This window comes from Actinoplanes sp. NPDC049316 (assembly GCF_040677315.1).
Classification (GTDB): Bacteria; Actinomycetota; Actinomycetes; order Mycobacteriales; family Micromonosporaceae; genus Actinoplanes.
Genome location: NZ_JBFAQM010000053.1, coordinates 1 through 13702 on the forward strand (window position 1 = coordinate 1; position 13702 = coordinate 13702).

The 13702-nt window shown below is 66.7% G+C and carries 9 protein-coding genes and 1 pseudogene; 5 read left to right on the forward strand and 5 right to left on the reverse strand.

Annotated elements, in window-relative coordinates; genetic code table 11:
* Positions 1-85: 85 nt before the first annotated feature.
* The 4 genes and pseudogenes from AB0K03_RS40215 to AB0K03_RS40230 form a co-directional block, all read right to left on the reverse strand.
* Positions 86-238 (reverse strand): annotated as a pseudogene (locus tag AB0K03_RS40215) (LysR family transcriptional regulator); the annotation flags it as partial.
* 957 nt (positions 239-1195) lie between these two features.
* Positions 1196-2143 carry a hypothetical protein gene (locus AB0K03_RS40220; protein WP_364697143.1) on the reverse strand — a complete coding sequence of 316 codons (948 nt, stop codon included), beginning with the start codon at positions 2141-2143 and terminating at the stop codon, positions 1196-1198.
* Positions 2144-2202: 59 nt separating this feature from the next.
* Positions 2203-3411 (reverse strand): ATP-grasp domain-containing protein, encoded by a 1209-nt coding sequence (locus AB0K03_RS40225; RefSeq protein ID WP_364697145.1) that lies wholly within the window; start codon positions 3409-3411, stop codon positions 2203-2205.
* Positions 3408-4625: an MFS transporter gene (locus tag AB0K03_RS40230; RefSeq protein ID WP_364697209.1), complete on the reverse strand. Its 1218-nt coding sequence runs from the start codon at positions 4623-4625 to the stop codon at positions 3408-3410. Before AB0K03_RS40230 ends, AB0K03_RS40225 begins: the two co-directional genes overlap by 4 nt.
* A 467-nt stretch (positions 4626-5092) precedes the next feature.
* Here AB0K03_RS40230 and AB0K03_RS40235 point away from each other — a divergent pair, with 467 nt between their 5' ends.
* From AB0K03_RS40235 to AB0K03_RS40255, 5 genes are all read left to right on the forward strand, one after another.
* Complete coding sequence (locus tag AB0K03_RS40235; protein ID WP_364697148.1) at positions 5093-6205, forward strand: alanine racemase; 1113 nt, start codon at positions 5093-5095, stop codon at positions 6203-6205.
* Positions 6202-7062 carry a 3-keto-5-aminohexanoate cleavage protein gene (locus AB0K03_RS40240; protein WP_364697151.1) on the forward strand — a complete coding sequence of 287 codons (861 nt, stop codon included), beginning with the start codon at positions 6202-6204 and terminating at the stop codon, positions 7060-7062. Before AB0K03_RS40235 ends, AB0K03_RS40240 begins: the two co-directional genes overlap by 4 nt.
* Positions 7059-8657: a gamma-glutamyltransferase gene (locus AB0K03_RS40245; protein ID WP_364697154.1), complete on the forward strand. Its 1599-nt coding sequence runs from the start codon at positions 7059-7061 to the stop codon at positions 8655-8657. Before AB0K03_RS40240 ends, AB0K03_RS40245 begins: the two co-directional genes overlap by 4 nt.
* A gap of 20 nt (positions 8658-8677) precedes the next feature.
* Positions 8678-9586 (forward strand): NAD(P)/FAD-dependent oxidoreductase, encoded by a 909-nt coding sequence (locus AB0K03_RS40250; RefSeq protein ID WP_364697157.1) that lies wholly within the window; start codon positions 8678-8680, stop codon positions 9584-9586.
* A 151-nt stretch (positions 9587-9737) separates the two neighbouring features.
* Positions 9738-11633: a prolyl oligopeptidase family serine peptidase gene (locus AB0K03_RS40255; protein ID WP_364697160.1), complete on the forward strand. Its 1896-nt coding sequence runs from the start codon at positions 9738-9740 to the stop codon at positions 11631-11633.
* A gap of 963 nt (positions 11634-12596) precedes the next feature.
* Here AB0K03_RS40255 and AB0K03_RS40260 read toward each other — a convergent pair.
* Complete coding sequence (locus tag AB0K03_RS40260) at positions 12597-13658, reverse strand: M20 family metallopeptidase (RefSeq protein ID WP_364697212.1); 1062 nt, start codon at positions 13656-13658, stop codon at positions 12597-12599.
* Positions 13659-13702: the final 44 nt, after the last annotated feature.

Genomic DNA, 13702 nt, shown 5'->3' on the forward strand with positions numbered 1-13702 from the left:
CGGTGTTGCCACCCGCTACGACAAGTTAGCCGTCCGCTTCCAGGCCGTCCTGACCATCACCGTCATCGGCGAGTGGTTATGAAACACGCCCTAGCAGTGCGACGCCGGCCTCGCGTTCAAGGGTGGACAACTGCTGGGAGATCGCAGATGGGGTGTAGGCATGGAGGGCAGCCACAGCGGCGATCGTGCCGAGCCGATCGAGGTCATTGAGCAGTCGTAGTCGTCGTATGTCAAGCATCGATGCCTCCTCCTCTCCGGCCGGGACTGCGCCGAGTCCGGCCGGACGCGACATGCTGCGTCAGCGGTCTGTCGGAAGGGTACGAAGCCCACCATGGCCGTGGCAACTGGCGGTTGAAATTCTTCCAGAAATTCAACTGGAGGTTGCGGCACGAGGCCCATGGACGGGGTTGCAGGCAGTGTCCGCTCAACCCGTCGGGATAGACATCTACGTGCTCAGCAAGGCAAGCGGCGATAGCCGGGCGTTTCGGAGGGTGACCCGGCGGTGGTTTCGTCGTAGGGCTGCCGGCGGCGCGCGCACCGGGTCCACGAGGACCTTCGCGTCACCGGGTTGCTTTGCCCCCGAGGTGACGTGCCGTCTGCGATACCGGGCCGCCGACATCCGGTTGATCGCGAACACTGGGTAACCAGTGTGATCAGGGCCTGCAGCCACGGGCCACGATCGGTCTCGACACCGACCACCACCCTGTCCGGGCCCTAGACGCGTAAGTCCGAAGTCGGGTTAGCGGTCCTAGGCGATCAGGGACCTGGTGAGGGGCCGTCCGGTGGCGGTTGTGCCGGATCGCGGCGGTCATTGCCGGTAGGCGTTGGGCGATGCGGGCGCCAACGCCTTCGATGCTGCACCCGCCGTGCAGTTCCAGGTCGAGTCGGCCCTCGTAGCAGCCGGACGCCTCGTTCGGCGAGCCACCGGTCCAGCTCGGCGGAAACGTCGGCCTGGACCGCCACGGCCGGGGTGAGCAACTCGGCATCGCTCAGCCGTGGTGGCCGCCGCTCTTGCGTGGCCGTCCGAGCCAGTCATCGATCTTCACGTACAGTGCCGCCAGAAGGGTGTTGCCATCGGTCGTCACAAACTGATCTTCACCACCCTTCGGCTATCCCCTGGACGCCGGGTCGTTAGGACTTGCTCGTCTAGCGGTGTGGCACCGATCCCTGTACCAGAGAGGCCTGCTCGAGACCATTAGGTCCGTGAAGCGGCGAGCGTCAACCTCCGGTGCGACGGCAGCGACTCCAGCAACGCGTTGGTCGTCCCCTCCGGCGTGACAGAGACCAGTTCCAGCGCATCGGGCCCGTCCAGGAAGGTTTCCAGGCAGGAGGCGCCGCTGCGCGGGCGCCGGTATCCGAATCGAAGAACAGGCAGGTTAAGACCCGCGGTGCTCGTGACGACCTCGGCTACGGTACGGCACGAGGAGTTGCCCAGCAGGTCGGCAGGCACCGGCCGGAAGCCGAGTCGCATTTTGAAAGCCGCCAGACCGGGGCTGCAGACGGTCGCGAAGAAGTTGATGTCGTTGCCCGCGGACAGCCATCTCGCACCACGCTGCGCCGCGATGTCGGCGAGCTTGGCGTACATCGCCCTGGGGAGTTCCGAACTACGGTGGCTGGCGGCAACGGCACTGAACCGGGTGACGAGCGCAGAACGGGCGGGGTCGAATCTTGCGATCATCCCGCACACCATCCGGCCGTTCTCCCGCCAGGCGATCAGGAAGAGGTCGGAGTCGGCGGCCAGCAGGCTAGAGCGGTTTCGGATGGCGATGTCGTGCCCGAACCGCATCGATTCGACCTGCGCCTGATAAAGGTGCGCCCATTCATCGAACAGCTTTTCGTCGATAGGGCCGGACATCTGCACGTCCATCGCGTCGAGCGCCTTCACGGCGACCCGCGTGCGATGACTTCGTCGCTTGCTCTGCCGGCTGATCAAATCAATGGCTCCATGATCGACCGGCGCGACCCATTGGATCCAGGTCGGGCGCAGCAGAAGTCCCTCGTCACCAGGCTCCAGCCAATCCGTGGCCGTCATCTCCAACTGGACGGCATGGATGACTTCCGACGGCGGCCGGCTGATCGATTCGCGCAGGGCCGGCTCGCCGGTCACCGTCAGGACGTTGAGACCATCCGATTCGAGTGACATGGATCCTCCTAAACTATTTGCAGCGTTCTTGCAGTGCACTGGTCATCGGCCGGACGAACCTAGACCGGGTCCACGCGCAATCTGAAGGCACTCCGGACAGAATTGACTGCCTCCTGGATACTCGCCTCCGTGGGTGCACGTAGGAGGACGAGCCCGGCCATGGCAACGGAGTTCAATGAACGGCTGACCACGTCTCCGGCCTTGAACCGCACGTCCGCACGTACCACTCCAGGAATGCCGCGCAGGTCGTCCGCAGTGCTTATCCGGGCGATCCGGCCGTTGCGAATCGGCAGCATGTACTGCGCCAGAAAGTCGTCCGGACGACGCTTCTCCACGATAAATTCCTCATTGAGGCTCGTAGCGAGGAATGCATCCCAGATATCTACCCCGTACTGTTCCTGCAACTGTTCAGGAATTCCACCGCCGCCGGGCCGGACGGCGATCTCCCCGACGATGAATCGGTCGCTCACCCGGAACACCTCCAGGTGCGTGACACCGTCCCGCAGCCCTAGGGCACCAATGACGCGGGCGTGCAGATCGCGCAGGACCGCGGTGCGCTGGTCGGCCTCAGGAAGGGTGTACGAACCGACGACGTCGCCGACGCTGCGCAGCACCGGCGCGAAGTACCGGGCAACCGCCGACAGGTGGAGCTCCCCCGCGCTCACCACACCATCGCAGTGAAACTCCTCGTCTATCGGCAGAAACTCCTCGGCGACGAGGAAGTGCCCGAACTGCAGCAGTGCCTCCTCACGGCCGGCGGCGCAGAGCGCCGCAAGTTCGGTCTCGTCGTGGACGACCATGACGTCTTCGCTGCCCCCGCCGACGACCGGCTTGATCACGATCGGCCAGCCCAGTTCGGCCGCGGCCTGCCCGGCTGCGCGCAGCCGGGCGACGCGGGCCGATCTGGCGACCAGAATTCCCTGCTCACGGAGACGCTGCTTCATCACGTACTTGTTGCTGAAGCGGTTAACGACGTCGTAGCCGGGGCCCGGAAGGCCGAAGTAGGAACGGACGAAGGCGGCTGCCTGCAGGTTGAACTCGGAAGGCGCGACCACATGCTCGAAGGGGTTCCCAGCCAGCAACTTCAGCGCGGCGCGTTTCACCTCGCTGACGTTTTCGATGTCGCCGACCAGTTCAACCGGCATCTCCGCCGGATAGCGATCCCGGAAGCGCTCGGTGGTGATGACCGAGAGTTCCACGTCGGTCCGGGCAAGAAGCTTGCGAGCCGGAGTCTCCTTGTTGGTGTTGATCAGGAGTACATGTCTCATGTCACCGCCTCCGCCGCACTCACCGGTGACGACGTTGGGGGGCGGGCGGGATTGCGGAGCAGCCAGAGCGGCACCACGATCATGCTGCTGACGACGACCGGGAGGAAGACTCCGAGGTTGGTGCCGAGCTGAGCAGTGAGGCCGAGCAGGAACGCCGAGACGGGCACGGCGCCGGTGACGAACCCCCGGATGATGGTGTTGACCCGGCCTGCCAGGTGGGGTGGGATCTGCTTCTGCCGGTACGAGACGGTGGCCGTGTTGACCCCACCCTCCCCGATGGACAAGACGACGAAACCGGCGGCCGCGGCGTAGGGCGACGGCGCCATCAGCAGGACCGCGCCGGCCGCCGAGAGGGCAAACCATACAGCGATCTGCCGGTGCCGGTTCTCGTTGATCAATGCCCGGGGGCTCAACCAGGCGCCGAGCGCCGCACCGAGCGCCGCACCGGAGACCGCTACCCCCAGCGCGCTGGCGGACCAGCCCCAGCGCTCCCGACCGACCACGAGAAGTGTCGGCTCGAGTGCGCCGGCACCCAGGTTATATAGCGAAACCACCAGCGTCAGCCGGACGATGTCCGGCCGCTCCCTGAAGTATGCAACACCTTCTCGGAGCATGCGGCCGAGTGGGGTCCGGTCTCCTGGCGGCCGCATGGCCGGCATGAACCGGACCGTCGCGGCGGTGAGCAGGAACGTGATGGCGTCCAGGAACAGCGCCCAGCTCGGGCCGGACACGGTGACCAGCACTCCGGCCAGCGCAGGGCCGGCGAAGCGAGCGACCAGGATAATCGTGTTGAATTGACTCATCGCCCGGTCGAGACGTTCCGCCGGGACGAGGGCGGGGATCAGACCATAGTCGGCCGCCACGTTCGAGACAACGTTGGCAAGCCCTTGCAGGATTAGCGCCGCGAACACCGCGGGTGTGACATCCCACCACAGCGCGACGGGGATCAACGCCACCGCGGCGGCCTGGACCACGTCCGCGCCGGCGAACATCGTGCGCCGGTCATATCGGTCGATGAAGGCGCCGAGAAACGGTGCGAAGACATACGGGACGGTGCGTGCTGCCACGCTGAGCACGGACACCAGGGGGTCCCCGGTATGCGCCAGCAACGCAAGCGGAACGGCCAGGAACAGGAATGTGTTTCCCAAGGTGGATGCCGCAGACGCGCCGGTGAGATACCAAAAAGCTTTCAGGGCTTCCTCCCCGAGGGCCAGTGCCCTGGTTCCAGGGCCTTGTGACTAAGAAAATCTAACGGGCCGTTAAGCAGAAGTTGTGCAGCGGCTTTCCATGACTTCCACGTCGTGGCCCGCTGAAGCCGGTGGCGGGTGTCGAGCTTACGTCGAGCCTCCATCCTGTACGAGCCCGGGCACGAGCAGCAGTTATTCGAGTACTGCATCAACCCCACGCGCGTTCATATCAGGGCAGTTGATTTCGCGCGACCCCGCACGCAGTGATCCGCGCCACTCTATATTCATCTTGTCGTTGACGGGTTCTTAACGTTACGTTTCCCGAGTCGAGTCAGATGGGGGGTGAATCGCAATGTCTTGCCGTAGCACGCTCTGAAGCGAACCCTGAGGCCCTGCCGGCCTTCATCCCTCATGGGAATGAGGCCGGCAGGCTGGTATCGATAAAATCGCGGTGCCATTTCGGGCGCCCTTCCCGGAAGTGCTCGGCGAAATATATGCACACGCCCGCAATTATTGTTGACCTACAGAAGGCGAAGCGGAACATCCGCCGCCTGCAGGACAGCGTGTCGTCGGCTGGCCGAAAACTACGAGTTCACGTCAAAGGCCACCGGACGACTGCTCTGGCCACCCTCCAGATCGAGGCCGGAGCGTCGGGAATCATGGCCCAGACCACTCCGGAAGCCGAGCAGTACCTGCGCACCGGTATTGCGGACATCGTACTGTCTCGACCGGTGCTGAACCCATGGCGTCTGCACCCCATCGTGCAGTTCATCGCCCAGCATGCCGGGCGGACGAACACGGTCGCCGATCCCGCCGGGACGAAGCCACCAGCCCGAATCGTGGTGACGGTCTCGAGCGCGGAATCGGTGCGGGGCCTTGGCGCGCTCGCTACTGACGCCGGCGTCGTCGTACCGGTACGCATCGACGTCAAGTTCGATGATGATCGCGGGATCGCACCTGAACGCGCCGGTGAACTGGCCCGCCTGATCGAGCGCACACCCGGCGTATCGCTGGAGGGCGTCAGCGGATACCGGTCGTACGCCAGCCTGTCCGCCTTGCGCGAGGCGGCGCGCCCCGCCGGATCCGTGGCGGAAGTGCTCACCGAGCTGGCCGCCCGGGTGCGGGTGGACGGCATCGAGTGCCCAACGGTGTCGGTGAGCGGGACGGCGAACGCCGCGGCCGGCCTGGAAGTCGCCGGCGTGACGGAGATCTGCGTGGGAGCCGGCCCACTTTACGACGCCGGTTACGCCCTGGCAGGCCTGTGCACCCTTGACGACGTCGCCGTCACCCTCCGTGCCACCGTGCTGGAGTCGGCCGGGCGAGCCGTCCGTACCGATGCCGACGAGCTGCTCGACGGCGCCGCCCAGGAGTGGGATCCCGGCACCGTCGCCGTACTCGCCGACGGGACTCCGCTCGCCGACGCCGTGCTCATTCCCGGCACCGTGGTGGAACTGCTTCCTGCCCACATCTGTCCGCTCGCGATGGTCGATGTTCCACGCACGGTATCGGACGGCGGCCGGCTGGTCGGCCGATGGCATCCCGTCCTGCTGCCGGAGAAGACCAACCACACCGAAATCTCGTCTGATCTCGAGAAGGACCCGGAATGAACGCAACCGACAAACTCATCGTCAACCTGTGCCCCACCGGCATGATCCCGCGCAAGGCGAAGGTCCCTCATGTGCCGACTACGCCGGAGGAGATCGCCGCGGATGTGCGCCGTTGCCGCGACGCCGGCGCGTCGATGGTTCACCTGCACGCGCGAGACAGCGACGAGGAGCCGACCTGGCGCCCGGAGATGTTCTCCGACATTCTCCAGGCCGTGGCCGTGGAGGCACCCGACATGGTGCTGGTGGTCACCACCAGCGGGCGCAACTGGAACGACTTCGAGAAGCGCAGCGCGTCGCTGAACATCACCGAACCCAGCCCCGAGATGGCATCGCTGACCGTGGGCTCGATGAACTTCCCGACCTCGGCCTCGGTCAACGACCCCCAGATGATCGAGTCGCTCGCCACCGCGATGGCGGACCGAGGCATCGTGCCAGAGCTCGAGTGCTTCGACGTAGGCATGGTCAACTACGCCAACTATCTCATCGACAAGGGCATCCTGCGGGGCCCGCACTATTTCAACATTCTGCTCGGCTCACGGGGGACGGCTGAGGTCAGTGCGGCCAACGCGGCCGCCTTCATCACCGCTCTGCCCAAGGACGCCACGTGGGCGTTCGCCGGTATCGGGCGCTACCAGCTGACGGCCAACACGCTGGCAATGTCGCTCGGCGGCCATGTCCGGGTCGGGCTCGAGGACAACCCGTACTACGACTGGTCCGACCGGTCGCCCGCGACGAATCCGCGCCTCGTGGAGCGGGTCGTCCGGATTGCCCGGGAACTCGGACGGGAGCCGGCGAGTCCGGCCGAGGCTCGCGAGATCATCGGGCTGAAGCCGGTGGACAGGAACGGCGTTCGATGAGGGACTTCCTGCGCGACCGGCAGGCCTGGTCGCGTCGAGGCATGGTGAGTACCGGCAATCCGCTCGCCACCCTCGCCGCACTGCAGGTGTTGAATGAGGGTGGTACGGCCTTCGACGCCGCCATCACCGCTTCCGCCGTCATGACGGTCGTGTTGCCGATGGCGAGCGGTCCGGCCGGTGACGGCGCCGTCGTTCTGCAGGTCGCCCAATCGTCCGAGGCGATCTCGCTCACCGCCCTAGGGCGCACCCCGGCGAGGGCCGCCGCGGAAGCCTTCACCGCCCGCGGCCTGCGCGACGTACCGGAAACTGGAATCCTCTCGGTCTCCACCCCGGCGCTGATGGACGGCTGGCTGGCTCTGCACCGCCGACACGGCACGATGGGCCTCGATCGCTTGCTGCGTCCCGCCATCGAGCTGGCCGAGAACGGCGTCGCGAACACCGGCCAAGCCGTGCGATGGGGCAAGGACAACCTGGAATTCCTCGAACAGCGGCACTTCCAAGAGGCCTTCGCCGGCTACGGTGCCCCCGACGCGGATGGGTCGGTCCTGCGCCAGCCGGGACTCGCGCGTCTCTTCCGGCTGCTCGTCGAGATGGCCGGTGAGCCGGCGGAGTTCCGTCGCCTGGTAGGGCGTGCGGTGGGCCGGGTCAGCGCGGAACTCGGTGGATTCATCACGGAGGAGGACTGCCTGGCCGACCATGCGCGCTTCGAGGTGGCGCCGACCGTCGCCGTGGGTGATCAGCGGGTCGCCACGTCGGCCGCTCCGACCCAGGGGCCGTTGATGCTGCAGAACCTCGCGCTTTACCACCGGCTCCACCGCGACGAACCGATCGACTCGGGTCCAGGCATCCACCTGATGACCGAGATCGCCAATCAGACCTATGGCTGGCGTCTCGACTCGTTCGGCGATCCCGACTTCGTGCCGCAGGACGACTTCCTGGCCGAGGACCTGCTCCACACGATGGAAAGCGGCGTCGATCGCGACAAGCTGAGCCCGTCGTTGTGCCTTGGCCGCTACACCGAGGGTGACACCACACACTTCGCGGTGATCGACGAGCGCGGCAATGGCGTGAGCTGGGTGCAGAGTCTCGGTCTCGGGTTCGGTAGCGGTGTGGGCGTCGCGGAGTATGGGATGTTGTTGTGCAATCGTCTCGGCCGCAGCAGCACCCTGCAGCCCGGTACGCCGAACCGCGCCGAGCCGGGTAAGCGACCCGTCAACACGATCATGCCCTGGCTCAGCTTCGACGACGCCGGTCTGCGCTTGGCGGGCGGAACGCCCGGGGGCGACGGGCAGACGCAGTGGAACGCCCAGGTGATCATCCGCATGATAACGGAGCGCGCCTCCATCCTCGCCGCGCTCAACCGTCCGCGGTGGACCTATTATCCCGGTTGCGACAAGGCTGAAAAGGACATGGGCCTGCAGCTCCGGGTCGATGCGGATCTGCCGGCGACGATCGTCGAAGACCTGCGAAACCGGGGACACAAAGTGGTGCCGAAGGCCAGCATCGGCGGCGTCATGCGGGTGCTCGAGCGCCGGCCCACCGGTTTGTACGGTTTGGACGACGGCCGACATGAGGGAATGACCGCCGGGTGGTAACCGAGATGACGAGGAGAACTGTGGAAACTCAGCATTCGCCTTTTGACGTCATCGTGGTGGGCGCCGGCGCCGCCGGTCTTTCCGCCGCGTTGATGCTGGGCCGCCTGAAACAGCGCGTCCTGGTCGTGTCCCTGCCGCAGCGGCGTAACTCGGCTGCCCGAGCGGTTCGCAACGTGCCGTACGCCGACGGCCTCTCACCGGCCGAGATCTACACGAAGATGGAACGCGACGCGATCGAAGCGGGCGTGAAGCTCTGCTGGGACGAGGTCGTCTCGGTCCGGGCCAGCGACGCGGGCGTTGCAGTCACCACCCGCGCCAACGGCGAGATCACAGCTGCCCGGCTGCTACTGGCCGCGGGCCGCCGGGACGCGATCCCCGATTGGCTGCCGGAGGGTGTCTGGGGAAGCAAAGTGTTCGAATGTCCCTACTGCCACACCTTCGAGAACTCCGGCAAGACCTTCGCGGTGGTCGGCCGGACGGACAACACCACGTGGTTGGCTCGGCTGGCGCAGGTGCACGCGGGGCACATGACTGTCCTGGTCGGCGATCCCGATGTGCTGAAGAAGCCGGACCGGGCCCGCGATCTCCTGGTTGCCGACGGCGCCGAGGTGTTCGCTGACGAGGTCTCCTCCGCGGTCGTCGGCGACGGGGGTGAGCTTCGGCTGTCGACCAAGGCGGGGCGTGAGGTCGTCGTCGACGTGGTGCTGCTGGCCGAGATCGCGCAACCGGACCAGCGGTTCACCGGCATGTTGAACCTGGAACTGCAGGACAACGGTTATCCCCGACTCGACACGTACGGGCGGACGTCACACCCCCGGGTCTACAGCGCGGGCAACGCCCTGAGCTCTCCCTACTACATGTGGACGGGTGCGGCCGCGAGCGGGCTCAACGCCGCCAAGTCCATTTGGGAAGACGTAAGAACGACGTAGCGATCGGCAGCGAAATAAGGCAGCGGGCCCTCGACGGGAGTGTTACGGAGGGCCCCTCTCCGTCGACGATCGGCTCTAGTCAGGGACGTCACCGCATCACAAGAATGACGATGCAACCCACTGTCGGTGGGTATCAACCCCCAAATTCGACATGATCGATAACCTTATGGTGAACCTATCCCAGCGCGACATCAGTGAAGCGCACTCCCATTGGAGCCGTCACTTCCGGACCGCTTTGCCGACCCTTCCGGTCCCGGCCCGCAATGCCCCGCATCGTGCTGTTCTGCGGTCCAACGCCTCCGGGGCTTTCGAGCTGTACGCCTGGGACCGGCGGGAACGCGCCGGACGGCAACTCACCTGCCGCCCCGGCGGCACTCCCACCGGAGCGATCAGCCCGGACGGCGAATGGATCTGGTGGTTCGACGACGACGCGGGCAACGAACGCGGGGTATGGCGAAGGCAACCATTCGCCGACGGTCCGGACGAACCCGCTGTGCCGGAGCTCGGGCCTGCGCACTCTGGCGGTCTGGTGTTGGGCGACGCCGGCTTGGCGGTCGTGGGCACATCCACTTCCCACGCTGGCTTCACCGTTCATGCGGTCAGACCGGGACAGCACCCGAAGGAAATCTACCAACACAGCGAACCGGCGTTTGTGAGCGCGATCTCCTACGACGATTCGTTGATCGCGCTGAAGCACAGCGAGCACGGCAACGTCCGGCATCCGGGAATCCGGGTGATGACGGTGGACGGGTTCCGCGTAGCTGACCTGGACGACAATGTGCGCGGCGGGCCCGGCATGGGCCTTCGCCCGGTGGGCTTCGCCCCGCTTACCGCAGATGCGCGACTTCTCCTCCAGCATCAGCGACGCGGCCGCTGGGAGCCCCTGGTGTGGGACGCGGTCACCGGCGAGGAGATCGATCCTGTGATCCACCTCGACGGCGATCTTGAGGCGAGGTGGTACGGCGACGGAACTGCGCTTCTCTTGATCCGCACTTTGGCGGGCCGCAGTGATCTTTGGCGCTACGAGCTGTCGACGCAAGCGCTGTCTCGCCTGGCCACACCACCCGGGACAATCCATGCTGCCGCCGCGTACTCGAAAGTTCTCGTCGGGATACCCGCCGGCACCACGGCGAGCCCAGCCTTGGATGTCGAGTACCTGTGGTCGTCCGCCGAGCGGCCGCACCAAGTCAGGACGCTCGACGGCACTGTGATCGCGGTACCCGGATACCGGAGGACGCCGCCGTCGGTCGCCGTCCGGGACGCCTGGGTGCCCGGCCCCGGCGGCAAGGTCCACGCGTTGGTGCATGTTCCGCCCGGCAGCGGTCCCTTCGCCACGGTGTTCGAGCTTCACGGTGGTCCCACCCAGCAGGACAGCGACGCCTTCAGTGCCCGCCCGGCCGCGTGGATCGACAACGACTTCGCCGTCGTTCGAGTCAATTACCGAGGCTCGACCGGGTACGGCAAGGCGTGGACGGACGCGTTACGGTACCGCGTTGGGCTGATCGAACTCGAGGACGTCGCTGCCGTACGCGAATGGGCTGTCGCGGAGGGCTTCGCGGACCCCGGCCGGCTTGTCCTCGCCGGATCCTCGTGGGGCGGCTATCTGACCCTGCTCGGCCTCGGCGTTCAGCCCGATGCCTGGGCGGCCGGGGTGGCCTCGGCCCCGATCGCCGACTATCTCAGCGCCTACGACGACGAGATGGAGTCGCTCAGAGCCCTGGACCGCGCTCTGTTCGGCGGCTCCCCCGTCGAGGTTCCCGGCAGGTACCAGGCCTCCTCGCCACTTACCTACGTCAGTCACGTCCGGGCGCCCCTGTACATCAGCGCCGGCGTGAACGACGAGCGTTGCCCCTTACGGCAGATCGAGAATTATGTGCGGCTGCTCGACGAGATGGGCAAGCCGTACGAGTTCTACCGCTACGAAGAAGGTCACGGCTCACTTGTGGCCGCCGAGCGGATCAAGCAGTTCGACCAGGAGCTGTCGTTCGTCAGTCGGCACCTTCCCGGGCAGGTGCCAGCTGACGGAAGGTCGGGGGCTGCCACCTAACCTCATGACCACCGGCCAGCGATTCCACGGGGGCTCGCTCGGCGGGCTACTCGGCCCGGCTCGCCCCACCTACGGACCGAACGTCGGATCGCCGCACCTGCGGACTATCAGCCTCGACCATCTGCCGCATCTTCGGCCATCTACGCCGGCAATTCGTCGATCTGAGCACCGCTTTCCAGCGAAGTGCCCGACCACCAGAGGGAGCCTCCCCCGGCCGAAAGCCCGAAGAAGGCTCCCAGGCGCTGGCTTCAGCCACGTCCAGTGGAACAACGCGGGGCGTACGTTTGTACGGCTGGAGATGTGACCGCGAAGCCACGCCGATCGGCGGGACGGCCAGCTCACGCGTAAACCGGTCGCGTGCGCTCACCGTCCGCCCGGCGGCGGCCACCACAGACCAAGAGCTTGCGCGTACGCCCACCGCCGCCGCCCGGCACACGCAGGGGCGGTGACGCACACACCACCGGCAACGCGTGCACCGACCGCCCCGAACCCTGCTCGCTCCAAGGCTTCCCGGCGATCTCCCTCAGAAAGAAGCACACCCGTTCGAGTTCCGCGATTTGGTGCGGGCCACGAGCGCCCGGCAGTGGGCTGCTCATCGTCGTCCTGGTCATCCTCTGCCGGCGACGGTATGCACCCGACAGCACGGCCACAGCGAGTGAGAAGGCAGTCCGCAGCAGGCTGCCGATGAGGCCGTCTAGGAACGGGCGCGGTGCACGGTGATCGCGTGCCTGGCCAAGCTGGCGTCAAGGCCGGCGAGCTGATCCCGGCCTCGGCGTCTGGCGTGTTGCGGGGCGGCCGCGCACGGCCCTGCGGCGGGATAGTGGCCCGCGAGATCTGCCATGAGCTGCGACGTGGCGGGCGGGTAGCCCCGGTGCATCATCGAACGGCTGATGTGCGCAGCCGGGCTCTGTGACCTACGCAGCCACCAGATGCCCGGCCGAGCAGCTGTCGGCCGTTGTCGGTTCAGGCTGTCTGCAGGGACTGCACCAGCCCGGCGACGAGTTCAGCCCGCTCGACCATCATCCCGGTCTCCACGTACTCGTGGTCGGCGTGCGCGCCGCCGCCGACGGCTCCCAGGCCGTCGAGAGTCGGCACCCCCAGCACCCCGGTGAAGTTCCCGTCGCTTCCGCCGCCGACCGTCTTGCCCTCCAGAGTGGGAAGCAGCTGTTTAGCCATCGCGAACAGCTGCTTCGAGTGCGCCTCGGTTAGCGGAGCACGCCGGACCGAGCCGCGAACGGCGATTCGCGCCCCGTCCAGATGCGGCGTCAGCGCGGCGAACGCGGCCTCGACCCGCTCCTTTTCCTCCGCCCGCTCGACCCGGACGTCCACGCTGATGGTCGCCTCGGCCGGCACGACGTTGTTCATTGTCCCGGCGGACGCGATGGTCGGCGTCACCGTGGTGCCGATTTCGGGCCGGTTGAGCGCGGCGATCTCCAGCACCAGATGCGCCGCCTCGATCAGGGCGTTGATTCCGGCCTCGGGCTCCAGGCCGGCGTGCGCGGCGCGGCCACTGACGGTCACGTGGAAGGTGCCGCATCCCTTGCGGCCGGTCTTGACAGCGCCGCCGTCGGCGGCACCCTCGAGCACCAGGACCGCACCGCAGGCCAGAGCCCGTTCTTCGATGAGAACCCGGGAGGCGTATGAACCGGTCTCCTCGTCTGCGGTCATCAGGATTTCGACAGCGGATCGGTCCTCGAGGCTTGCCACCGCATGCACGGCCTGAACGAGCCCGCCGAGCATGTCGAAGATCCCCGGGCCGGTTGCCCGCCCGCCGTCGATCGTGAACGGGCGACGCTCCAGCGTCCCGATGGGGAAGACCGTGTCGTGGTGTCCGAGCAGCAGCACCTTGGGATCACCGCCACCTGACCAGTGCACGTGCGGCCCGCGGTCGCTCTCGATGAGGGCGGCGTGCCCACCCAGGCGCCGCTCGATGACGGTGGCGACCGCCTTGGCGGACGCCGTCACGGCGCCGAGGTCACCCGAGGGCGACTCGACCTCGATGAGCATCTTGAGATCCTCGAGCATGGCATCGAGGGTCACCGCGGTGGCCGGTCGCACTGTCATGCGGC